The sequence below is a fragment of the Tabrizicola sp. genome, from assembly GCF_041913445.1.
In the GTDB taxonomy this organism is placed as follows: domain Bacteria; phylum Pseudomonadota; class Alphaproteobacteria; order Rhodobacterales; family Rhodobacteraceae; genus Tabrizicola.
The window spans coordinates 370,679-392,335 of sequence record NZ_JAYSFG010000001.1; the positions used below are offsets into that span (position 1 = coordinate 370,679).

Here is a 21,657-nt window from a genome sequence, read left to right on the forward strand (position 1 = left end):
GTTTTGCGAGAGACCTGTCATATGCTGTAGGAAAGCCGCAAACCGGGGCTGGATATTCGGCATACAATGGTATACAAGCCGGGCCAGCCGCCTTCCGAAGGAGCCATAGATGACCGTCACCGTTGGACACGACCTGTCGAAGACCCGCAAGACCCTGACTGCCGGGGGCCAGACGGTCCACTACTATTCCATCCCCGCCGCCGAAGAGGCCGGACTGGGTGAGTTCTCGCGCCTCCCTGCCTCGCTGAAGGTGGTGCTGGAGAACATGCTGCGGTTCGAGGATGCCAAGACCGTCACCGTCGACGACATCAAGGCCTTCTCGACCTGGGGCAAGCAGAAGGGCCAGAACCCGATCGAGATCGCCTACCGCCCCGCCCGCGTGCTGATGCAGGACTTCACCGGCGTGCCGGCCGTCGTGGACCTGGCCGCGATGCGCGACGGCATCAAGGGCCTGAAGGGCTCGGCCGCGAAGATCAACCCGCTGGTCCCCGTCGACCTGGTGATCGACCACTCGGTGATGATCGACGAATTCGGCCACCCCCGCGCCTTCCAGATGAACGTGGACCGCGAATACGAGCGGAACATGGAGCGTTACGTCTTCCTGAAATGGGGCCAGAACGCCTTCAACAACTTCCGCGTCGTGCCCCCCGGCACCGGCATCTGCCACCAGGTGAACCTGGAATACCTGGCCCAGACCGTCTGGACCGACACCGACCAGGACGGCAACCTCGTGGCCTACCCCGACACCCTTGTCGGTACCGACTCGCATACGACCATGGTCAACGGCCTCGCCGTCCTCGGCTGGGGCGTCGGCGGGATCGAGGCGGAGGCGGCGATGCTGGGCCAGCCCGTGTCGATGCTGATCCCCGAGGTCGTGGGCTTCAAGCTGACCGGCGCCATGCGCGAAGGCACCACGGCCACCGACCTCGTCCTGAAGGTCGTCCAGATGCTGCGCAAGCACGGCGTGGTGAACAAATTCGTCGAATTCTACGGCGAGGGCCTCGACCACCTCCCCCTCGCCGACCGCGCGACCATCGCCAACATGGCACCGGAATATGGTGCCACCTGCGGCTTCTTCCCGATCGACGACGAGACGCTGCGCTACATGCACATGACGGGCCGCGACACCGCCCGCATCGCGCTGGTCGAGGCCTATGCCAAGGCGAACGGCATGTGGCGGGGGCCGGACTATGATCCGATCTACACCTCGACGCTGCATCTCGACATGTCGACCATCGTCCCGGCGATCTCGGGCCCGAAGCGCCCGCAGGACTACCTGCCGCTGACCGAGGCAAAATCCAGCTTTGCCAAGGAGATGGACGCCAGCTTCAAGCGCCCGCAGGGCGTGGAAGTCGCCGTGGAAGGCCAGGACTACAAGCTGTCGTCGGGCAAGGTCGTGATCGCCTCGATCACCTCCTGCACCAACACCTCGAACCCCTACGTGCTGATCGGCGCGGGCCTCGTCGCGCGGAAGGCCCGTGCCCTGGGTCTGAACCGCGAGCCCTGGGTGAAGACCTCGCTCGCCCCCGGGTCCCAGGTCGTGTCGGAATACCTGAACGCCGCCGGCCTGCAGGAGGACCTCGACGCCGTGGGCTTCAACCTGGTGGGCTACGGCTGCACCACCTGCATCGGCAACTCCGGCCCGCTGCAGCCCGAGATCTCCAAAGCGATCAACGAGGGTGACCTCGTGGCCGCCGCCGTCCTGTCGGGCAACCGCAACTTCGAGGGCCGCATCTCGCCCGACGTCCGAGCCAACTACCTCGCCTCGCCGCCCCTGGTCGTGGCCTATGCGCTGGCCGGGGACATGAACATCGACCTGACCACCGAACCCCTGGGCACCGGGTCGAACGGCCAGCCGGTCTACCTCAAGGACATTTGGCCCACGAACAAGGAAATCGCCGACATCGTCCACGCGGTCGTCACGCGCGAAGACTTCCAGAAGAAATACGCCGACGTGTTCAAGGGCGATGCCAAGTGGCAGGGCGTGCAGATCACCGATAGCGAGGTCTACGACTGGCCGCCGACCTCGACCTACATCCAGAACCCGCCCTACTTCCAGGGCATGTCGGCGACGCCGGGCGTGATCAAGAACATCACCGGCGCGCGGGTGCTGGCGCTTCTGGGCGACATGATCACCACCGACCACATCTCCCCTGCCGGTTCATTCAAGGCTTCAACTCCGGCCGGCAAGTACCTGACGGAACGGCAAGTTCCGGTCAGCGAGTTCAACTCCTACGGCGCCCGGCGCGGCAACCATGAAGTGATGATGCGCGGCACCTTCGCCAATATCCGCATCAAGAACGAGATGCTGGATGGCGTCGAAGGCGGCTACACCAAGGGGCCGGACGGGCAGCAGACCTCGATCTACGACGCCTCGATGGCCTACCAGGCGCAGGGCACGCCGCTGGTGATCTTCGGCGGCATCGAATACGGCGCGGGCTCCTCGCGCGACTGGGCGGCCAAGGGCACCGCGCTTCTGGGCGTCAAGGCCGTGATCGCCGAGTCCTTCGAGCGCATCCACCGGTCGAACCTCGTCGGCATGGGCGTCATCCCGTTCGAGTTCATGCCCGGCGAGAACCGCAAGACCCTCGGCCTGAAGGGGGACGAGGTGGTCAGCATCGGCGGGCTGGAGGGCGGGCTGAAACCCCTCAGCACCGTCCCCTGCACCATCCGCTACGCCGACGGGACCGAGAAGGTGATCCAGCTCAAGTGCCGGATCGATACCGCCATCGAGATCGAATACGTCGAGAACGGGGGCGTCTTGCACTACGTGCTGCGGAACCTCGCGGCGTCCTGATTTCGGAAACCGATTGTTTCCAAGGAGGGCCCGGGCAACCCCCGGGCCTTCACTTTTTGTTCCGATCTTTGCGCGCAGTCTGGCCATATCCAACAGCCAGAAGGCTTGACCCATGTCCGACCGCTTCCCGCCGCTTCGCCCTCAGGACCAGCTGATGCAGATGTCCCGCTCCAGCACCCGCGCCTTGCCCCTCCCGGCGCCCGTCGATCTCACGCTCCTCGCCGCGCTGGCCTTTGTCGTCGCGCTTGCACTGTTCTGACGCGCTACGCCCCGTAGGGTGGGCCGTTCCCGCGCTCCTTCGCGCGGGGTTGGCCCACCATCCGAAGCAGATTAAGAAAGGCCTAACGTCCGAGGCCAAACCCTTGGAATCTATAGACCATCAGAGCTTGTCCACCGTGGACACTCACGACCCGCCGGCCAGCGCCTTCTCCAGCTCCGGGATGAAACGGGTCTCGTAATCCGTCCCGACCAGAGGTCCCACGAAGCGGAACAACACGGTCCCGTCCCCGCCGACGATGAAGGTCTCGGGTGGGGCGGTCACCCCCCATTCCACCCGGTTCCGCCCGTTCGGATCGGTCGCGACGCCGATGAAGGGGTTGCCTTCCTCGGCCAGGTATTCCACCGCCTTGGCATCGTCATCCATGATGTTGACACCAGCGACCCGGATGCCCTTTCCGGCCATCTCCAGAAGGATCGGATGCTCGGCCCGGCAGGGCGGGCACCAGGTGGCCCAGAAGTTGACCACCGTCACCTCCCCCGTCCGCAGGTCGGCGTCGGTCAGCCCCGGGATGCCCGGCAGCGTCGTGGTCGGCAGGACCGGGGCGGCCCGCCCGACGAAGACCGACTGCAGCTCGCCCGGGTTCTCGCGGTACATGCCTGCGTAGAAAAGCCCCGCCAGCCCCGCGAACAGGACCGGGGGCAGCACCATCAGCCATCTAGCCATCCGACTTCCCCTGCCGCGCCTCGACCTCGGCCAGCGCGCGTTTCATCCGGGCCGACTGCCACAGCGTCAGCCCCACCAGCGCCACGATCAGCACCGCCGTGGCCGCATAGGACCCCAGCACCGCGAAGGCGTATTTCCCCAGATCCGGCATCACGCCACCCTCTCCCGCGCCAACAGAGCCTTCAGCCGCCGGGCCCGGATCTCGGTCCGTGTCCGGAGGAGGACCATCGTCACGAACAGCAGCACGAAGCCAGCGATGCAGACCAGGAGCGGGACCCAGAAGACGTCAGAAACGTTCTCTTCCTTGTCCAGAGACAGCGAGGCCCCCTGGTGCAGCCCCTGGTTCCAGAAGTTGACCGCGTAGCGGGACAGGAGCGCGAAGACCGACCCCACCAGGCAGAGGATCGAGGTCAGGTCGGCCGCGGTATCGGGGTCCTCGATCGCCGCCCAAAGCGCGATGTAGCCGAAGTAGAACAGGGTCAGGATCAGGAACGAGGTCAGCCGCGGGTCCCAGGCCCACCAGGTGCCCCACATCGGCTGGCCCCAAAGCGCGCCGGTGACCAGCGCAATCAGGGTGAAGGTCAGGCCCACGGGGGCTGCGGCCTTGGCGGCGAGCGCACTGACGTGGTGGCGGCGGATGATCCAGATGAGCGAGGTCACCAGCATCATCACCCAGGCATTGATCGCCATCATCGCGGACGGGACATGCAGGTAGATGATCTTGACGGTCGACCCTTGCTTGTAGTCGTCGGGCGTGAAGAAGAAGCCCCAGACGAGGCCCACCATCAGGAGGATCACCGTCAGCCCCACCGCCCAGGGGAGCATCCAGGCCGAGGTGGCCATGAACTTCTTCGGGTTCGCATATTCCCAGATCGACATGCGCGTTCGCCTATCCTGTTCCCGTTTCCCGCTCAACACACCATCGCGCGAGACCCTAGCGCAAATTGACGCGGATCGCGCTGGCGGCCGCGAAGGGAAGAAGCGCCGCCGCGCCGAGGCTGATCGCCGCCAACAGCGCCAGGGGGGTCGCCAGCGCCATGCCCTCGGCCCCCCGGCGGACGACCTCGCCCCCGAAGATCAGGGTGGGGACGTAAAGCGGCAGGACGAGGAGGCTGAGGAGGAGGCCGCCCCGGCGGAGGCCGACGGTGATCGCCGCGCCGAAGGCACCGATGATCGACAGTGCCGGGGTGCCGAGGAGGAGGCTCAGGACCAGCCAGGGGTAGCCGGCGGGGGGCAGGTTCAGGAAGATCGCAAGGCCGGGGGCAATCAGGGTCAGCGGCAGGCCGGTGACGATCCAGTGGGCGAGCGCCTTGAGGGCGACCACGGCCTCCAAGGGGATCGGGGCGGTGGCGAGGAGGTCGAGCGAGCCGTCCTCATGGTCCAGCGCGAAGATGCGGTCTAGGGAGAGGAGGCAGGCGAGGAGAGCGCCGACCCAGAGGATGCCCGGGGCGATGCGGGCGAGCGTCCCGCCCTCTGGGCCGACGCCGAGGGGGACGAGGACAGAGAGGATTAAGAAGAAGGCGAGGCCCAGCCCGAAGCCCCCGCCGGAGCGGAAGGCGAGGCGCAGGTCGCGGAGGAGGAGGGCCTTCATGCGAAAGCCTCGTCGAAGCCGGTGCTCTGGATCACCCGGGCACGGAAGGGTTCGAGGTCGAGGGTGGTGGCCTCGGGCAGGCCGAGGTCGACATGGGTGGCGATGACGGCGAGACCGCCCTTGGCCAGATGCGCCCGGACAACTTCGGCGAAAAGCGCGACGGAGGCTACGTCGAGGCTGACGGTGGGTTCGTCGAGGAGCCAGATGGGGCGGCCGGTCACCAAAAGGCGCGCGAGGCCGAGGCGGCGCTTTTGCCCCGCCGACAGTTCCCCGGCGCGGCGACGGGTGAGTTGGGTGAGGTTGAGAGCGGTGAGCGCGTGGTCGATGGCGGGGCCGCCGTAGATTTGCGACCAGAAGCTCAGGTTTTCGGTGACTGTGAGGGTGGATTTCAACCCGTCGGCATGGGCGGCATAGGCAACGCTATCGGGGGGCAGCTGGTAGGTGCCCTCGGCCGGGGGTTGCAAACCGGCCAGCGTCCGCAGGAGCGTCGTCTTCCCCGACCCGTTCGGTCCGCGCAGGATCAGCGCCTGGCCGGGCATCAGGGCAAAGGTCAGCCCCTGCAGGACCGTAACCCCGCCGCGCGCGACTGCCAGATTGGACGTGCTCAACATGGGCGAAGGCCTAGCCGATGGGGGCGCGCGGGGAAAGGGGCTTGGTCAGTGCCAGTCGCCCAGGAGGACATTGCGGGTCACCACCTCGACCGGGCGTTCCCGGGCGATCAGGCCCGCCACCCATTCGCAGGAAGCGGCGTTGAACACGGCCCCACTGCCCCGCCGGTATTCGGCCATGCAGCCGTTGCCGCGGCTGGCGAGGCCCAGCGTGTCGGGCGTGACGGCACCGTAGATGGTCTGGGCGACCTCCTCGGCGTCGAGCGTGCCGATAAAATAGTCCATGTCGTGCCGCCCGGTGTGATGGGCGAGCGTGGTGGCGGGGGAGAGCGCGACGATGGTGAGGTCGCCTTCCAGCCCGGTATCCGGCGCGGGGTATGGCAGGCCCTTGCGGATTTCATAGTCGATCCCGTCGACCTCATACCCGAAGATTTTCGATTGCGCGCCAAGGACATCGCCGTAGCCAAGCCCCGTCCCGGCCATTGACCAGTGGTCGGGGCGGTATAGCGTGAAGCCGCCGGAACCGTGGGCGGCGCAGCGGCTCCACCCGGCATAGACGCCCATCGACCCGGTCAGGCCCATCGTCGCCACGGCGGGGCGGCGGGCGCGCGGGTGGTCCCAGTAGCTGGTGATGCGGTCAGTGGCGGCAAGCGGATCCTCGGCCTCGGCGCGGGACTTGTGGCAGGTCTGGGTCAGGAGGTCGTCGGAGAGCCGGGTCTGCCAGAAGAAGTTGCCGCCGAAGCGAGCGAGTTGGCCGCCGGCGTCCACCCAGGCGTCGAGGTAGTCGCGCATCTCCCAGGTCCAGTATTCGTCGTGGCCGACGATCACGGCCCGGCGGTAGCCCGTCAGGAGATCCGGGTCGGCGTGGAGGTCGTGCTGGGTCAGGTAGTCAAGTGCGATGCCCTGATCCTCGGCCCAAAGCACGAAGGGGCGCTCGAAGGCTGCCCAGCCGGAGGAGGCGTATTTCTTCGAGATGCCGTTCGCGCGGGCGTAGTTCATGTGCGGATAGCGCGGGCGGGTCAGCAAAGGTGAAGCGTGCGGGATGCGTGGGGCATCCTCGGGCCAGCGGACGAAGCCTTTGGCCCAGGGGCGGAGGAGGCTGACCTCGGCGGCGAAGTCCCCGCCCGTGGGACCGGTGAGACCCTGGTAATGGTTCGACCCGCCCCAGTCGTTGTAGGCGCACCAGGTTCCAGTGGCGAGGATCAGGGCCAGCTTCGCGGCGGGCTGGGCGGGTTTCAGGACGAAGAGGCCTTGGGAGCTGTGGCCGTCGATGGCGAGGGTGACGGTGTAGACGCCAGAGGGCCAGTGGGACGGGATCTCGTGCTCGAAGGCCTTGGGCCAGCCGCAGCCTTTCACCGAGCAGTCGGGCGGCGTGGGCGCGAAGCGAGTGGGGATGGTCGTGTCGAGGAGTATGTTGGGCCTGAGGCCGTCGCGGGCGATGGTCAGGCGGGCCTCCGGCGCCGAGGACATGGCGTGGAGGCGGAGGGTTTCGCCCGGTCGGTAGGAGAGTGCAGCGGTGTAACCCCAGACCTGCGGGCGGGTCGGGTCGGCGGAGGCTGTCTCGTAATAATGCCCGGTGACCGGATCGCCGTCGTCGTAGGGGCCAGGGATGAAGAAGCCCTGCATCTCTCGCCTCGTGGTTTTCCGGCAGCATCGGCGGGGGAAGCGGCCTTGGCAACCGGCATTCGGCCTTGAAAAGCCGTCTGGCCTGTGGCCCCTTGGCCGGAAAACGGGGGGAACCATGCGGATCGGAGACGTCTCGTTCTGGTATGCCGACATCGGCCTGCCCTACCGTCGCGCAGCCCTGGAGGGCGACCGGACGGCGGATGTGGCGATCATCGGCGCGGGCTATACCGGGCTTTGGACGGCCTATTACCTGAAGCAGGCGATGCCCGCGCTGGACGTGCTGGTGATAGAGAAGGACTTTGCAGGCTTCGGCGCCTCGGGTCGGAACGGCGGCTGGCTGACGGGCGGCTTCGCCTGGAATCATGCGCGGTACCTTGAGACCTCGTCGGAGCACGCCGTCCGCGCGATGGTCGAGGCGATGAACGGCACGGTGGACGAGGTGATCCGCGTGGCCGGGGCCGAGGCGATCGACGCCGACATCCACCGTACGGACGAGCTGATGGTAGCCACGAAGCCGTCGCAGGTCGGCCGGATGCAGGCCGAGGTCCGGCATCGCCGCTTCTGGGGCGAGGAGGACCGGGTGTTCGAGATGTCCGCCCGCGACCTGGCGGACCGCATCCGCATCCCCGGCGCGCTGGGGGCGATGGTGGTGACCAACGTGGCGCGCATCCAGCCGGCGAAGCTGGTCCGCGGGCTCGCCAAGGCGGTGGAGCGGCTGGGGGTCCGGATCGTCGAGGGGACGACGGTCACCGGCTATGAGCCCGGCGTGGTGACGACCGACCACGGCACGGTGCAGGCGCCGGTCATCCTGCGCTGCACGGAAGGCTTCACGGCGGGGCTGCCGGGGCGCAAGCGGGAGTGGCTGCCGATGAACTCCGCCCAGATCGCGACGGAACCCCTGCCGCCGGATGTCTGGGACCAGATCGGCTGGCAGGGCCATGAAATCCTTGGCGATTTCGCAAATGCCTATTGCTACTGCCAGCGCACACGGGAAGGCCGCATCACCGTCGGCGCGCGGGGGGTGCCCTACCGGTTCGGGTCCAACCTCGACACCAACGGCGCGCCAGACCAGGAGACGATCCGGCGGCTAACCGCCATCCTGCACCGGCACTTCCCGGCAGCCGCAAAGGCGAAGATCGACCATGCCTGGTGCGGCGTCCTGGGTGTGCCGCGCGACTGGTGCGCGACCGTGGGCCTCGACCCCAAGACCGGGATCGGCTGGGCGGGGGGCTATGTGGGGGTCGGCGTCTCGACCTCGAACCTCGCGGGGCGGACGCTGGCGGACCTTGCGCTTGGACGGGACACCGACCTTGTCCACCTGCCCTGGGTCAACCGCCGCGTGAAGGACTGGGAGCCGGAGCCCTTCCGCTGGCTGGGGGTCCACGGGATGTATGCCCTCCTTAACGCCGCCGACCGGCGCGAGGACCGGCCCGGCGCGGGGCCGTCGAAGCTTGCGGCGGTTGGGAACTGGATCACCGGGCGGTACTGAAAGGATTTGCGCGATCTGTTAGCGCATGACAGAAACGCGGGCATTGGAGGAACGCCATGCCATTTCACCGCCGCCAGGTTCTTGGGTTCACCGTTGCCGCGCCGTTCGCGCTTTCCCTGAAGCCCGCCCTGGCCGCGCCCCGCGCCGATGTCTCGCGCGAGGTGCTTCTGACTTGGCACAAGCTGATCCTGGAACTGGTCCGCCACACCGCGACCTACATGCCCCCCGTGGCCGCCCGCGCCTTCGGCTACATCGGCGTCACCGCGCATGAGGCGCTGGCCACCGGCAACCCCGCCTTGCGCAGCCTTGCGGGGCAGCTCACCGACCTGACCCCCCTTCCCGCCCGCGGCGAGGGCGAGTTTGATGAGCCTTGCGTCCTTCACGCCGCGCTGAACGCCGCGGTGAACGGGCTTTTCGCCAACACCGGTCCCACCGGCCAACGTGCGATGCAGAAGCTGGGCGAAATCATGGGCCGCACCGCGAGCGAAGGCATGGCCGAAGACGTGGTGAGCCGCAGCGTCGCGCATGGCCAGGCGGTGGCGGCGCATATCCTCGACTGGGCCTCCAGGGACGGCGGCGCGGTGATCGAGAACCTGGGCTTCCCGATGGACTACACGCCCGGCACCCGCCCGCAGGACTGGGTCCCGACCAGCGCGATCCGGCTGCAGCAGGCGCCGCTTCTGCCCGGCTGGGGCGTGCTGCGGCCCTTTGCTGTCAAGGACATGGCCGCGATGGATGCCCCCGCGCCTCCGGCCTATGACGAAGCGCCGGGATCGGCCTTCCACGGCTTTGCCCAGGAAGTGCACGACGTGGGCAAGGCCCTGACCGACGAGCAGAAGCTGATCGCCCGCTTCTGGTCGGATGACGCGATGCTGACCCCCACCCCGGCCGGGCACTGGATCTCCATCGTCATGCAGATCGCCGACCGCGATGCGCTGCCGGTCGAGGTGATCTCGGCCACGCTCGCGAAGCTTGGCTGCGCGCAGTCGGATGCCTTCGTGTCCTGCTGGTCCACGAAGTTCAAATACAACCTTCTCCGCCCCGTAACCTACATCAAGCGCCACATCGACAAGGCCTGGGAGCCTTTGCTGATCACGCCGCCCTTCCCCGAATACACCTCGGGCCATTCGACGCAGTCGGGCGCGGCCTCGACCGTGTTGACCGCGATCTTCGGCGACAACTTCGCCTTTGACGATGCCACGCATGAGGATGAGGGGCTGCCCGTCCGCAGCTTCCCCTCCTTTGCGGCGGCGGCGGAAGAGGCCGCGATCTCACGCCTTTACGGCGGCATCCACTTCCGTTTCGGGAACGAGGCAGGCCTTGCCCAGGGCCGGGCCATCGGTGCCGTGGCCGCCCAGCTGAAGACCGAAGCCTGATGCGCGCGCTTGTCCTGACCCTGGCGCTTGCGGCCCCCGTCTGCGCCGAGCCTGTGGTGCCGACCTTCACCGAGGAAACCGCAACCTCCGGCATCGACACCGTGTTCGACGGCGAGTGGGAATACATGGTCGGAGGCGGGGCCGCGACCTTCGACTGTTCCGGCGACGGGTTCCCCGAACTTTTCCTGTCGGGCGGCGAAAGGCCGTCGGCGCTTTATCTGAACCGCAGCCCGCTGGGCGGGGCGCTGGCCTTTCAGAAGACCGATGCGGTCGAGCTGGACGCCGTCCTCGGCGCCTATCCTCTGGACATCGACAGCGACGGCATTCTGGACCTCGTCGTCCTGCGGCTGGGCGAGAACCGGCTTCTGCGCGGGCTGGGCCAGTGCCGGTTCGAGGACGCGACCGCGGCCTGGGGTTTCGACGGCGGCGACGCCTGGTCGACCGCCTTCGCCGCGACCTGGGAACGCGGGCAGACCTGGCCCACGCTGGCCATCGGCAATTACGTCGACCGCAAGGAAGAAGCCTTCCCCTGGGGCTCCTGCACAGACAACTGGCTGCACCGGCCTGCGGGCGAAGGCTTCGCGCCGCCGATCCCGCTCACGCCATCCTTCTGCGCGCTGTCGATGCTCTTCACCGACTGGAACCGGTCGGGCACGCCGTCCCTGCGGGTGTCGAACGACCGCGAATACTACAAGGGCGGGCAAGAGCAGATGTGGCATCTGGAGCCCGGCCAGCCGCCCCGGCTTTACACCGAAAAGGACGACGGCTGGAAACGGCTGCGGATCTGGGGGATGGGGATCGCGAGCGCCGACGTGACCCTGGACGGCTACCCGGACTACTACCTGACCTCGATGGCCGACAACAAGCTCCAGGTCCTGAAGGACCCGGCCACCGGCCTGCCCGACTATGCCGACATCGCGTTCAAATCCGGGATCACTGCGCACCGGCCCTATACCGGGGGGGACCTCAAACCCTCGACCGCCTGGCATCCGCAATTCGCGGATGTGAACAATGACGGGATTTTGGACCTGTTTGTTGCCAAAGGCAACGTGGCGAAGATGCCGGATTTCGCCGAGAAGGACCCGAACAACCTGCTTCTGGGCCAGCCCGACGGGGTGTTCGTGGAAGCGGGTGACCGAGCAGGCGTGGCAAGCTTTGGCATCGCGCGGGGCGCGCAGGTGGTGGACTTCAACCTCGACGGGCTTCTCGACCTTGTGGTGGTGAACCGCTGGGAACCCGCACAGATCTGGAGGCAGACAGGTGCCGCTGCGGGCGGATGGGTTCAGGTCCGCCTGCAGCAGGACGGCCCGAACCGCGACGCCATCGGCTCGGTGATCGAGATCCGCCGTGGCGACAAGGTCGAACGGCACGAGATCGCCTCGGGCGGGGGACATGTCTCGGGCTCGGTCGGCTGGCTGCATTTCGGCCTGGGCGCCGCCGCAGAGGCCGAGCTTCGCGTCATCTGGCCCGACGGCACCGCTGGGGACTGGCAGACCCTTCCCGCGCAAAGCTTCCAGATCCTGCGCCCAGGACGGGCCGCAGAGCCCTGGCAACCCGGATGAGGGCGCGAATCGGTCAGGGTGATTTTGCGCACATGCGATTATCTACCCAGGGTTGAAAAAGCCTTTTCGCTGCGTCCCCTCGGGGGAGACCTAGGTTGAAATAAGGCAATACCACGGCGCATCCCACTGGTATCACTGGTGTTTTTATCACAGTGCGGGGGACGGCGCCGGCTGTGCAATTTTGCGCAGAGTGGATTCAATGCATTTGAAATCAATTTGTTAGACCAGGCGCCCGGGCCAATCTGGCGGGCACCATGCGCAAAGTTGCGACGGGCGGAACGCTCCGGCGCTTGCAGCAGGTTTGCGCGGGCGGGCATTGACGCCTTACACTGTCCGCAGGGAAGGTCCGCCGGGATGCGTCCGGCGCGGATTAACCCGGGGGAAACCCGGTTTGACAAGTATGACCGTTGCAGGGCCGCGCAACGGTGTCGTGGTGACAAGTGACCAGACGGTGGGATGAGACGTGGCGCAGGGGCGGACACAGATCAGCAATCAGCTCGAGGCAGAGTTGGGCCGCGTCGACCCCGACGCCTTTGCGGACGACCTCAAACCGGGCACCAAGCTTCTGGGCGGGCACTATACCATCATCGGCTTCCTGAATTCGGGCGGTTTCGGGATCACCTACCTGGCCAAGGACAGCCTCGACCGGACCGTGGTCATCAAGGAGTGCTTTCCGAACGCGCTCTGCCGCCGGTCGACCAGTGTCGTTCGCGCCCGGTCGCGCAAGCATCAGGAAGACTTCCGCGGCTTCGTCGAGAGCTTCCTGGCCGAGGCGAAAAGCCTTGCCCGGCTGGTCCACCCGAACATCGTCGGTGTCCACCAGGTGTTCGAGGACAATGACACCGCCTACATGGCGATCGATTTCGTCGACGGGCGCGACCTGCACGATATCCTGGATTCGACCGACCAGGCGTTCACGCCCGACCAGATCGTGGCGATGCTGAAGAAGATGCTTGGCGCGGTGGACTTCATCCACCAGGTCGGCATCCTGCACCGCGACATCAGCCCCGACAACATCCTGGTGGACAAGAGCGGCAATCCGATCCTGATCGACTTCGGCGCGGCAAGCGAACAGGTCGCCCGCGCGACCCGCATCCTGACCGGCCGCCGCGTCATCAAGGAAGGCTACTCGCCGCAGGAATTCTACCTGACCGGTGCCGAACAAAGCCCGGCCAGCGATCTCTATTCCCTGGGTGCGACCTTCTACCATGTCATCACGGGCGAGGCCCCGCCGGAAAGCCAGCGCCGCCTGGCCCGAGTCGCCGAGGGCGAGCCAGACCCCTATGTGCCGCTTGCAGGCCGCTTCGCGGGCTATCCGCCGGGATTCCTGGAACTGATCGACAAGGCCGTCCGCGTCATGCCGCGCGACCGCATCCAGTCGGCGCAGGACTGGCTCGACTGGATCGGCATCATCGAAGCGGGCGGCCCCCTGCCCCGCGCGGCGACAGAGGAACCGCCGACCCCCAAGACGCGCCCCCTGACCCGGCACGTCCCGGCCCAGCGGGGCGGGATCCTGCAGGACTACATGGGCTATGTCTTCGGCGCCGGCGCGGTCTTCGTCGTCGCGGGTCTCGCCGCGCTCTGGTCGATGCTCTAGCCTGGCAGCGCCGCCAGGCTGACCCCCGGTTCCACCTGATCCGACGGATGCAGGATCACCCGGTCCCCCTCAGCCAGCCCCTCCAGCACCTGCGCGTGATCCTCGTTCCGTTCCCCAAGCGTGATGTGCTGCAACGCCGCCCGTCCGTCGCGCAGGACATAGGTTGCCCAGTTCGATCCGTCGCGGAACAGCGCGCCCACCGGGATCGTCAGCACCGCCTCCTCGCGCCAGAGCGCGATGCGGGCGATGACCCGGAAGCCGTGGCCCAGACCCTGCCACTCCTCGGCCGGACCGGTCAGCCGCAGCACCACCGTCACGCGCTGTTCGTCGATCCCCAGGGCCGAGACGCGCGTCACCGCCGAGGGCTCCACCCGGTCCACCACCGCCGCCACCGGGGGACCGCCCCAGCCGCTGACCGTCGCCACCGCCCCTTCGGCCACCCGCACCGCGTCGCGGGACAGAAGGTCCACGACGATCTCCAGGTTGCCCGGATCGCCCAGTTCCAGGATCGGCGTGCCGGGCTGCACCACCTGCTCGCTTTCGGTAAGCACCCGCAGGACCTTGCCCGAGACCGGCGCCAGGATCTCGACGCAGCAGGACGCGCCGTTGCCGGTGTCCGACCGAAGCACGGCCAGCGCACTTTCCAGTTCCTTTTCCCGCACGGCCAGGTTCGCCACCGCGCTTGACACCGCCGCCCGCGCCGTCCGTTCCTCTCGGATCGCGTTGTCATAGGCGCGCTGCGACAGGGTGCCCTTGCGGTTCAGCTCCTTTGCACGCGCCGCCTCGGCAGTCATGAAGTCCAGCGTCGCCTGCGCCTGCTCCAGCTGCGCCCGCCCCAGATCCGTCGCCGCCTGCGCCGCGGCCGCCGTCGCCTCGGCCACCGCCCGCGACCGGCTGTCCAGGAGCACCGGGGCCGCCGACCCGATGCTGGCGACGGGCTGGCCCTCGGTGATCTCGTCGCCTGCGTGCAACCCGATGCGCTGCAACTTGCCCGCGATGGTGGCCGACACGGTGAAGACCTCGCGGATGCGGGCCTCGCCCTCTTCCTCGACCGCCACTTCCAGCGGGCGCAGAGCCACCTCGGCCAGTTCCATCTCCACCGGGCGGGGCAGGAAGGCCCAGACCAGGAAAGCCAGCACGGCAAGGGCGGCAGCGATAGGGATGAGGCGGCGCATGGGGCTACTCCCGTGTCTTCAGGACTTCGATCATGTCGAGATTGTTGATCCGGCCCCGGATCAGGAAGGCCGAGATCAGGGCGGCGGCGCAGACGACAAGGCTTGCGATGGCATAGACGTCGCGCTGGACGACGAAGGGCACGCGGTAAAGGTCCGAAGAGAACGCCGCCGCCATCGCCGCCGCGATCCCGTAGCCAATGGCCCAGCCCAGGGGCTGCGCCAGAAGGACCACGGTGCCAAGCTCGCCGAAGAGCACGCCCGAGACCTCGGCATTGGTGAAGCCCAGGACCCGCAGGCTCGCAAGCTCGCGCCCCTGTTCCGACAGTGCGATGCGCGAGAAGTTGTAGACCACACCCACGGCGATGATCCCCGCCAGGACGACATAGACCGTAATCATCACGGTGATGTTCTCGGCAAGCGTTTCGCGGAAGCGCGTCAGCATCAGGCTGGTGACGCTGATCATTTCCGTCTTCGGCGTGGTGCGAGCGGCGGCATAGAAGGCGGCGGACTGCGCCTCGTCAATCGAGAGACTGACCCCCGACACCAGCGCCCCCTCCCCCATCAGCCGGTTCAGCGCGCCGATTTCCATCGCGGCGCCAAGACCCACATAGCCCACCGAAAGCCCGCTGACCGGCAGCGTCACGGTCGGACGGCGGCCTTCCTGAACGGCGACAGTGACAAGGTCGCCGGGCCGGACATCCAGCGCCTCGGCGAGCGCCTCGGACAGGATCAGCCCCGCCTCGGGCATCGCCATGGGACGCAAGAGGGGGTCAAGAACGCGCGACAGCCGCGGCTCGGTCGGGCGGCCCATGATCGCCAGCGTCTTCTCGCGCCCCCGGTGGCTGATCTTGGCGGCCACCTGCCGGAAGGGCTCGGCCACCAGCACGCCCGGCAACTTGCGGGCGGCAAAGACGGCGGGCATCGGTTCCGGTGTGCCGAAGACGATCTGGGCGTCGTGGCGTTCGGTGCGGAAGAAGGTGATGTCGATCATCCGGTCGATTGACCCGAAGGACCAGAGCGAGGCCACCAGGATCGCCACCGCCATTGCCACGCCAAGGGTCGAGCTCACCGTGCGGAACGGCCAGCGCATCAGGTGGCGCAGGACCATGACCCCGGTTTGCCGCAGGTTCAGAAGCCGCCGCGCCCAGGTGCCGCGCTCTCGGTAGACCGCGGGGGCCGGCGGGGCCATCGCGACAGCCGGAGGCAGCGTCACCACGGAGCGCACGGCGTAAAGGGCGCCGCCAATGGCCGCGGCCAGGGTGACGAGCGCCGCGAGCCCGTAAAGCTGGGGGTCGCGGGTGAAGACGAGGTAGGGGAAGGTGAAGAACCGCGCATACATCTGCGCCAGACCCACGCCGAGCCAGGCCCCGGCGACAAAGCCGATCCCGATCCCCACCACCGCGATCAGGGCAACGAATTCGACGTAGTGCTGCGCCACCGCGCGCGAGGTGTAGCCGATGGCCTTCAGAAGCCCGATCTGCTCGCGTTCCAGGGTGATGAGGCGCGAAAGCGTCATGTTGACCAGCATCGCCGCGACCAAGAGGAAGATCGGCGGCAGGACCCGCACCATCGCCCAAAGCTGCTTCAACTCGGCGTCCAGGAAGGCATGGCTGATCTGGTCCGTCCGCCCCGTGGCCCCCGTCCCGCCATAGCGTTCGGTGAGCCGGTCCAGCGCCTCGATCACCCGGTCGGGATTGGCCCCGGGCGCCAGCTTCAGGACAAGGTTGGAGAACGCGCCCTCAAGGTCATAGGCCGCCTCCAGGCCTGCGCGCGGCATCCAGACCACGCCGAACCGCCGTGGATCGGGCATCATCTGACCGGGGCCGAGCGCATAGATGAACTCGGGCGAAAGGGCGACACCGGTGATGTGCAACTCGCGCCGCTGTCCGTTCATCAGGACCGGAAGCCTGTCACCCGGCCCCAGCTTGTGCGCCTTGGCGAAGCCGTCGCTGATGACCGTTTCCTCGGCCGACAGCGGGTCGGGAAGGCGGCCGAGCCGCAGGTAGAGGCGGTTCAGACCCCCCGTCTCGGGCAGGGCCACGAAAAGGACCGAGCCCGGTTCGACCATTCCAGGCAGGTCCAGCAGCCCCAACTTCACGATCCGCGCCTCGGCATCCAGGACGCCCTCGATGGCTTGCACCTCGCCCAGAAGCGCCCGCGGCGCGCGCGTCACGTCGGCGAAGACATCGGCAAAGCGGTTCTCCTCGTAGTAGCGCGCCCGCGTCTCATAGAGCGAGGAATAGGCCCCGTTCCCCAGGATCAGCGTCGCCACGCCCGCCGCCAGCACCAGCGCGATCGCCAGCACCTGCGCCCAAAGGCGCCTGAGGTCGCGGAGGACCTTGCGGCGCAGCGGCGGGATCACCAGGCCACCTCTGACGGCTGCTTCTTCGTGGCGTTGACGCTTTCCTCGACGATCCGCCCATCGGCGAAGCGGATCACCCGGTCGGCGATGTCGCGGATGGCGGCGTTGTGGGTGATGACCAGCGTCGTGGCCCCGACCGCCCGGTTCACCTGCGTCAGCGCCTCCAGCACCTTGATGCCGGTGGTACTGTCCAGCGCCCCGGTGGGTTCGTCGCAGAGAAGAACCTCGGGGTTCTTGGCGATGGCCCGCGCGATGGCGACGCGTTGCTGTTCGCCGCCCGAAAGCTGCGCCGGGAAATGGTTCGCCCGGTCCTGCAGGCCCACCAGTGCCAGCGCCTCCTCGGCCCGCATCGGGCGGCGGGCAATCTCGGTCACCAGCTGCACGTTCTCGCGCGCGGTAAGGCTGGGCACCAGGTTGTAGAACTGGAACACGAAGCCCACATGGTCGCGCCGGTACTGGGTCAGCCCGGCTTCGTCGAGGCTCGTCAGCTGGTGTTCCTCGAACCAGACCTCGCCTGCGCTGGCACGATCCAGCCCGCCGACGATGTTCAGGAACGTGGATTTTCCCGACCCCGAGGGTCCCAGGATCACGATGAACTCGCCCTTGCGCGCGGTGAAATCGATCCCCCTCAGCGCATGAACCTCCAGCGCGCCGTTGCGGTAGACCTTGGTCAGGCCCGTGGCACGGAAGACGGTGTCGCTGGCATCGGGCATCGGGGGTCCTTTCGGACGAGAAGCCTAAGCGCTGCGGGGAGACGTTGCCTTGATCCGGGTCAATTGCAGGGACTGGTGGGCGGTGAGGGACTCGAACCCCCGACATTCTCGGTGTAAGCGAGACGCTCTACCAACTGAGCTAACCGCCCCTGGCCGGTGCGTAACCCGAGAGCCGGCGCCTGGCAAGGCGGAATGACAAAGGCGCGCCGGTCGGGCGCGCCTTTGGGAATGATGGTGGGCGATAACGGATTTGAACCGCTGACATCTTCGATGTGAACGAAGCGCTCTACCGCTGAGCTAATCGCCCGATGCGGGGGCTTTTAGTCGTCCTCACCGTCGTCCGCAAGGGCCAATCCAGTGGCTTTCGCTCCATCAGCAAGGCGAAGCTTCAAGGTCAGCGCCGAACCCCGGTTCTTCACCACGCGCAGCTTGCCCAAGGGGGGAATGGCCAGCGACTTGCCCGTGGCAAGGGCCTCGCCCAGCGCGGTAAGCGTCGCCTCGATCACCCGCTTGGCTTCGGGCTTCTTCTGGCCCGTGGCCTCGGCGACCTGGTCAATCAAGTCCTTCAGCTTAAGGCTGCCACCGGCCAAAGGCGGCGTCGATCCGGCCTCGACCACCCGGAGCGCGGGCTTCTCCGCACTCTCTGCCATGGCCTTCGCAGGCTTGGCTCTCTTCGGTTTTTCGGCGGGTTTCGCCTCCGGGTCCTTGGATTTGCGCGGGGCCATGATGCCTCTGACTGACGGTTGCTGCGCCGCGACCTTAGTGCGGGCGCGAAGCCGCTGCCAAGGATTCTCCGAAGATAGCTTGCCGAAGATCGCCCCGGCGGTGCTCGCCTGGACGTTCGGGGATCATCCCCCAGCGTTGTGGAGAGGAACGATGCGCAAGACCCTGCTGTTGTCCACGGCCCTGACCCTGGGCGCCATGAACCCCGCGCTTGCCGGGGGGCCGGTTGTGGTGGCCGAAGAACCGGTCGTGGCCGAGGCGAAACCCGCCTCCTCGGCCGGTATACTGATCCCCATCCTGCTTCTGGCCGCCGTGGCCGTTGCCGTGGCCGGCGGAAACGACGACGATACGCCGCCTCCAGGCCCGAGCGACATCCGCTTCAAGGAAGACATCCAGCGCATCGGCACCAACCACCTGGGCCTGGGCGTCTACCGCTTCCGCTACAAGGGGCTGTCCGGGGTCTGGGAAGGCGTCATGGCGCAAGAGGTCGCGGTGATGCACCCCGCCGCGATCCGGCAAATGCCGCAGGGCTACATGGCGGTGGACTATGCCCGCCTTGGCCTGGACCTGAAACAGGTCGCCTGAACGAAAACGGCGCGCCCCCGAAGGGACGCGCCGCTGCTTCTCTCTGGACTGCGCTCAGTGCGCCGTCTGCACCGGAGCCGCCGCCTGCGCGGCACGCGCCGCCGCGGCCGCTTCCTCTGCCGCCTCGTCCCATTCCACCGGCTCGGGCTGGCGCACCAGCGCCTGGGCCAGGACCTCGCGGACGTGGGTCACGGGGATGATCTTCAGCCCTTCCTTCACGTTCGCCGGAATCTCCGCCAGGTCCTTGGCGTTTTCCTCCGGGATGAAGACGGTCTTGATCCCCCCGCGCAGCGCGGCGAGCAGCTTCTCCTTCAGCCCGCCGATCGGCATGGCGTTGCCGCGCAAGCTGACCTCGCCGGTCATGGCGATGTCCTTCCGCACCGGGATCCCCGTCAGGACCGAGACGATGGAGGTCACCATCGCCAGGCCCGCCGAGGGTCCGTCCTTCGGCGTCGCGCCATCCGGGACGTGGACGTGGATGTCCATCGTCTCGAACTTCGGCGGCTTCACCCCGATCTGGGGCGAGACCGAGCGGACGTAGCTGGCGGCGGCGTCGATGGATTCCTTCATCACGTCGCCCAGTTTCCCGGTCGTCTTCATCCGGCCCTTGCCCGGCAGCTTCAGCGCTTCGATCTGCAACAGATCGCCGCCCACGCTGGTCCAGGCGAGGCCCGTGACCACGCCGACCTGGTCCTCCTTCTCGGCCAAGCCATAGCGGTGCCGGCGGACGCCAAGGTATTCCTCGACCACCGTCGGATCGACCGCCACCTTCTTGGTCTTGCCCTTCAGGATGTCGGTCACGGCCTTCCGGGCGAGCTTGGCAATCTCGCGCTCCAGGTTCCGCACGCCGGCCTCGCGGGTGTAGTAGCGGATGACATGGTTGAGCGCGTCGTCGCTGACGCTGAATTCGCCCTTCTTCAACCCGTTCGCAGCGATCTGCTTGGGCAACAGGTGCCCACGCGCGATCTCGCGCTTTTCATCCTCGGTGTAGCCGGCCAGAGGGATGATCTCCATCCGGTCCAGAAGCGGCCCCGGCATGTTGTACGAGTTCGACGTGGTGATGAACATCACGTTCGACAGATCGTACTCCACCTCCAGGTAGTGGTCGACGAAGGTGTTGTTCTGTTCGGGGTCCAGAACCTCGAGCAGCGCCGAGGCCGGGTCGCCCCGGAAGTCCTGGCCCATCTTGTCGATCTCATCCAGAAGGATCAGCGGGTTGGTCGTCTTGGCCTTCTTCAGCGACTGGATGATCTTGCCCGGCATGGACCCGATATAGGTCCGCCGGTGACCGCGGATTTCCGATTCATCCCGCACGCCGCCAAGGCTGATACGGATGAACTCGCGTCCCGTGGCCTTGGCGACCGACCGCCCCAGCGAGGTCTTGCCGACGCCCGGAGGGCCGACGAGGCAGAGGATCGGCCCCTTCAGCTTGGTCGACCGTGCCTGCACCGCCAGGTATTCGACGATCCGCTCCTTGACCTTCTCGAGGCCATAGTGGTCGGTGTCCAGCACCTTCTGCGCGGCGCCCAGGTCCTTCTTGACCCGCGACTTCACGCCCCATGGCACGCCCAGAAGCCAGTCGAGGTAGTTGCGCACCACGGTCGCTTCCGCCGACATCGGCGACATCGACTTCAGCTTCTTCAGCTCCGCCTCGGCCTTCTCGCGCGCTTCCTTGGAAAGTTCGGTCTTCTTGATCCGCTCTTCCAGTTCGGCGACCTCGTTCTGGCCGTCCTCGCCGTCGCCAAGCTCCTTCTGAATGGCCTTCATCTGCTCATTCAGATAGTACTCGCGCTGGGTCTTCTCCATCTGCGTCTTGACGCGAGACTTGATCTTCTTCTCGACCTGCAGGACCGAAAGCTCGCCCTGCATGTGGCCATAGACCTTCTCCAGCCGCTCGGAGATATCCAGCGTCTCGAGGATGGCCTGCTTCTGACCCACGTCCACGCCAAGGTGCCCGGCCACAAGGTCGGCCAGCCGCGCAGGCTCACGCGTGTCCGAAACGGCGGCCAGCGCCTCTTCGGGGATGTTCTTCTTGACCTTCGAGTAACGCTCGAATTCCTCGCTGACCGCGCGGACTAGCGCTTCGACCGCGGTGGCATCGCCCTCGGTTTCGGGCAGCACTTCGGCCGTCGCCTCGAAGAAGGCCGGGTTCTCGACGAAGCCGGTGATCTTCACGCGCGACTTGCCTTCGACCAGCACCTTCACGGTGCCGTCGGGAAGTTTGAGGAGTTGCAACACGTTGGCCAGGACGCCCACGCGGAAGATGCCGTCCGAGGCCGGATCATCGGCCGTCGGATCCTTCTGCGAAGACAAGAGGATCTGCTTGTCATCCTGCATCACCTCTTCCAGCGCGCGGACCGATTTTTCGCGTCCGACGAAGAGCGGCACGATCATGTGGGGGAAGACCACGATGTCGCGCAGGGGCAGGACGGGATAGCTTTGGGTGCTCATGTGTCTACCTTCGTTCGCGGCAGCGATACGGGGTCCCGACCATCGGCAACCCTGCCCGC

The 21,657-nt window shown here is 67.1% G+C and carries 18 protein-coding genes and 2 tRNA genes; 7 read left to right on the top strand and 13 right to left on the bottom strand.

Annotated features, from left to right (window positions below; genetic code table 11):
- Positions 1 to 109: 109 nt before the first annotated feature.
- Together acnA and ACE3Q6_RS01925 are read left to right on the top strand one after the other, a co-directional pair.
- Positions 110 to 2,797: an aconitate hydratase AcnA gene (acnA, locus tag ACE3Q6_RS01920; RefSeq protein WP_374427332.1), complete on the top strand. Its 2,688-nt coding sequence runs from the start codon at positions 110 to 112 to the stop codon at positions 2,795 to 2,797.
- A gap of 112 nt (positions 2,798 to 2,909) precedes the next feature.
- Positions 2,910 to 3,056 (top strand): hypothetical protein, encoded by a 147-nt coding sequence (locus ACE3Q6_RS01925; protein ID WP_374427335.1) that lies wholly within the window; start codon positions 2,910 to 2,912, stop codon positions 3,054 to 3,056.
- 144 nt (positions 3,057 to 3,200) lie between these two features.
- On the opposite strand, the gene ACE3Q6_RS01930 is transcribed toward ACE3Q6_RS01925, so the two are convergent.
- From ACE3Q6_RS01930 to ACE3Q6_RS01955, 6 genes are read right to left on the bottom strand one after another with little or no spacing between them, the layout of a single operon-like run.
- Positions 3,201 to 3,740, bottom strand: coding sequence for a DsbE family thiol:disulfide interchange protein (locus ACE3Q6_RS01930; protein WP_374427338.1), 540 nt, complete (start codon positions 3,738 to 3,740; stop codon positions 3,201 to 3,203).
- Positions 3,733 to 3,891, bottom strand: a complete 159-nt coding sequence (gene ccmD / locus ACE3Q6_RS01935) for a heme exporter protein CcmD (protein ID WP_374427644.1) — start codon at positions 3,889 to 3,891, stop codon at positions 3,733 to 3,735. Before ccmD ends, ACE3Q6_RS01930 begins: the two co-directional genes overlap by 8 nt.
- Positions 3,891 to 4,619, bottom strand: coding sequence for a heme ABC transporter permease (locus ACE3Q6_RS01940; RefSeq protein ID WP_374427341.1), 729 nt, complete (start codon positions 4,617 to 4,619; stop codon positions 3,891 to 3,893). The genes ccmD and ACE3Q6_RS01940 overlap by 1 nt, the downstream gene beginning before the upstream one ends.
- 55 nt (positions 4,620 to 4,674) lie before the next feature.
- Complete coding sequence (ccmB, locus tag ACE3Q6_RS01945) at positions 4,675 to 5,331, bottom strand: heme exporter protein CcmB (RefSeq protein ID WP_374427344.1); 657 nt, start codon at positions 5,329 to 5,331, stop codon at positions 4,675 to 4,677.
- A complete protein-coding gene (ccmA, locus tag ACE3Q6_RS01950; protein ID WP_374427347.1) occupies positions 5,328 to 5,942 on the bottom strand; it encodes a heme ABC exporter ATP-binding protein CcmA in 615 nt (204 codons plus the stop codon). The genes ccmB and ccmA overlap by 4 nt, the downstream gene beginning before the upstream one ends.
- A 45-nt stretch (positions 5,943 to 5,987) precedes the next feature.
- Complete coding sequence (locus tag ACE3Q6_RS01955) at positions 5,988 to 7,565, bottom strand: N,N-dimethylformamidase beta subunit family domain-containing protein (protein WP_374427350.1); 1,578 nt, start codon at positions 7,563 to 7,565, stop codon at positions 5,988 to 5,990.
- 115 nt (positions 7,566 to 7,680) lie between these two features.
- Here ACE3Q6_RS01955 and ACE3Q6_RS01960 point away from each other — a divergent pair, with 115 nt between their 5' ends.
- From ACE3Q6_RS01960 to ACE3Q6_RS01975, 4 genes are all read left to right on the top strand, one after another.
- Positions 7,681 to 9,054 carry an NAD(P)/FAD-dependent oxidoreductase gene (locus ACE3Q6_RS01960; RefSeq protein WP_374427352.1) on the top strand — a complete coding sequence of 458 codons (1,374 nt, stop codon included), beginning with the start codon at positions 7,681 to 7,683 and terminating at the stop codon, positions 9,052 to 9,054.
- A gap of 56 nt (positions 9,055 to 9,110) precedes the next feature.
- A complete protein-coding gene (locus ACE3Q6_RS01965; protein WP_374427355.1) occupies positions 9,111 to 10,430 on the top strand; it encodes a phosphatase PAP2 family protein in 1,320 nt (439 codons plus the stop codon).
- Complete coding sequence (locus tag ACE3Q6_RS01970) at positions 10,430 to 11,992, top strand: CRTAC1 family protein (protein ID WP_374427358.1); 1,563 nt, start codon at positions 10,430 to 10,432, stop codon at positions 11,990 to 11,992. The genes ACE3Q6_RS01965 and ACE3Q6_RS01970 overlap by 1 nt, the downstream gene beginning before the upstream one ends.
- A 463-nt stretch (positions 11,993 to 12,455) precedes the next feature.
- Entirely contained in the window at positions 12,456 to 13,589 is a 1,134-nt protein-coding gene (locus ACE3Q6_RS01975) for a serine/threonine-protein kinase (protein WP_374427361.1), read from the top strand.
- Here ACE3Q6_RS01975 and ACE3Q6_RS01980 read toward each other — a convergent pair.
- The 6 genes from ACE3Q6_RS01980 to ACE3Q6_RS02005 all read right to left on the bottom strand — a co-directional run bounded on the left by ACE3Q6_RS01980 (position 13,586) and on the right by ACE3Q6_RS02005 (position 18,489).
- Positions 13,586 to 14,764: an efflux RND transporter periplasmic adaptor subunit gene (locus tag ACE3Q6_RS01980; RefSeq protein WP_374427364.1), complete on the bottom strand. Its 1,179-nt coding sequence runs from the start codon at positions 14,762 to 14,764 to the stop codon at positions 13,586 to 13,588. The genes ACE3Q6_RS01975 and ACE3Q6_RS01980 overlap by 4 nt on opposite strands.
- A gap of 4 nt (positions 14,765 to 14,768) precedes the next feature.
- Positions 14,769 to 17,126: an ABC transporter permease gene (locus tag ACE3Q6_RS01985; RefSeq protein ID WP_374427367.1), complete on the bottom strand. Its 2,358-nt coding sequence runs from the start codon at positions 17,124 to 17,126 to the stop codon at positions 14,769 to 14,771.
- Positions 17,123 to 17,839, bottom strand: coding sequence for an ABC transporter ATP-binding protein (locus tag ACE3Q6_RS01990; RefSeq protein ID WP_374427370.1), 717 nt, complete (start codon positions 17,837 to 17,839; stop codon positions 17,123 to 17,125). Before ACE3Q6_RS01990 ends, ACE3Q6_RS01985 begins: the two co-directional genes overlap by 4 nt.
- Before the next feature lie 73 nt (positions 17,840 to 17,912).
- Positions 17,913 to 17,988 (bottom strand) — tRNA-Val (locus tag ACE3Q6_RS01995).
- Positions 17,989 to 18,071: 83 nt separating this feature from the next.
- Positions 18,072 to 18,146 (bottom strand) — tRNA-Val (locus tag ACE3Q6_RS02000).
- Positions 18,147 to 18,159: 13 nt separating this feature from the next.
- On the bottom strand, positions 18,160 to 18,489 hold the full coding sequence (locus ACE3Q6_RS02005) for an HU family DNA-binding protein (protein ID WP_374427373.1): 330 nt from the start codon (positions 18,487 to 18,489) through the stop codon (positions 18,160 to 18,162).
- Positions 18,490 to 18,715: 226 nt separating this feature from the next.
- Here ACE3Q6_RS02005 and ACE3Q6_RS02010 point away from each other — a divergent pair, with 226 nt between their 5' ends.
- The gene (locus ACE3Q6_RS02010; protein ID WP_374427376.1) at positions 18,716 to 19,147 is read left to right on the top strand and encodes a tail fiber domain-containing protein; all 432 of its coding nucleotides are present in this window, start codon (positions 18,716 to 18,718) and stop codon (positions 19,145 to 19,147) included.
- Between the two features lie 54 nt (positions 19,148 to 19,201).
- Here ACE3Q6_RS02010 and lon read toward each other — a convergent pair whose 3' ends face one another.
- The gene (lon, locus tag ACE3Q6_RS02015; RefSeq protein ID WP_374427381.1) at positions 19,202 to 21,598 is read right to left on the bottom strand and encodes an endopeptidase La; all 2,397 of its coding nucleotides are present in this window, start codon (positions 21,596 to 21,598) and stop codon (positions 19,202 to 19,204) included.
- Positions 21,599 to 21,657 lie beyond the last annotated feature (59 nt).

Excerpts from the sequence above, each read along its gene's own strand:
- acnA (WP_374427332.1), top strand. The coding sequence starts at position 110 with ATGACCGTCACCGTTGGACACGACCTGTCGAAGACCCGCAAGACCCTG.
- ACE3Q6_RS01925 (WP_374427335.1), top strand. The coding sequence starts at position 2,910 with ATGTCCGACCGCTTCCCGCCGCTTCGCCCTCAGGACCAGCTGATGCAG.
- ACE3Q6_RS01930 (WP_374427338.1), bottom strand. The coding sequence starts at position 3,740 with ATGGCTAGATGGCTGATGGTGCTGCCCCCGGTCCTGTTCGCGGGGCTG.
- ccmD (WP_374427644.1), bottom strand. The coding sequence starts at position 3,891 with ATGCCGGATCTGGGGAAATACGCCTTCGCGGTGCTGGGGTCCTATGCG.
- ACE3Q6_RS01940 (WP_374427341.1), bottom strand. The coding sequence starts at position 4,619 with ATGTCGATCTGGGAATATGCGAACCCGAAGAAGTTCATGGCCACCTCG.
- ccmB (WP_374427344.1), bottom strand. The coding sequence starts at position 5,331 with ATGAAGGCCCTCCTCCTCCGCGACCTGCGCCTCGCCTTCCGCTCCGGC.
- ccmA (WP_374427347.1), bottom strand. The coding sequence starts at position 5,942 with ATGTTGAGCACGTCCAATCTGGCAGTCGCGCGCGGCGGGGTTACGGTC.
- ACE3Q6_RS01955 (WP_374427350.1), bottom strand. The coding sequence starts at position 7,565 with ATGCAGGGCTTCTTCATCCCTGGCCCCTACGACGACGGCGATCCGGTC.
- ACE3Q6_RS01960 (WP_374427352.1), top strand. The coding sequence starts at position 7,681 with ATGCGGATCGGAGACGTCTCGTTCTGGTATGCCGACATCGGCCTGCCC.
- ACE3Q6_RS01965 (WP_374427355.1), top strand. The coding sequence starts at position 9,111 with ATGCCATTTCACCGCCGCCAGGTTCTTGGGTTCACCGTTGCCGCGCCG.
- ACE3Q6_RS01970 (WP_374427358.1), top strand. The coding sequence starts at position 10,430 with ATGCGCGCGCTTGTCCTGACCCTGGCGCTTGCGGCCCCCGTCTGCGCC.
- ACE3Q6_RS01980 (WP_374427364.1), bottom strand. The coding sequence starts at position 14,764 with ATGCGCCGCCTCATCCCTATCGCTGCCGCCCTTGCCGTGCTGGCTTTC.
- ACE3Q6_RS01990 (WP_374427370.1), bottom strand. The coding sequence starts at position 17,839 with ATGCCCGATGCCAGCGACACCGTCTTCCGTGCCACGGGCCTGACCAAG.
- ACE3Q6_RS02005 (WP_374427373.1), bottom strand. The coding sequence starts at position 18,489 with ATGGCAGAGAGTGCGGAGAAGCCCGCGCTCCGGGTGGTCGAGGCCGGA.
- ACE3Q6_RS02010 (WP_374427376.1), top strand. The coding sequence starts at position 18,716 with ATGCGCAAGACCCTGCTGTTGTCCACGGCCCTGACCCTGGGCGCCATG.
- lon (WP_374427381.1), bottom strand. The coding sequence starts at position 21,598 with ATGAGCACCCAAAGCTATCCCGTCCTGCCCCTGCGCGACATCGTGGTC.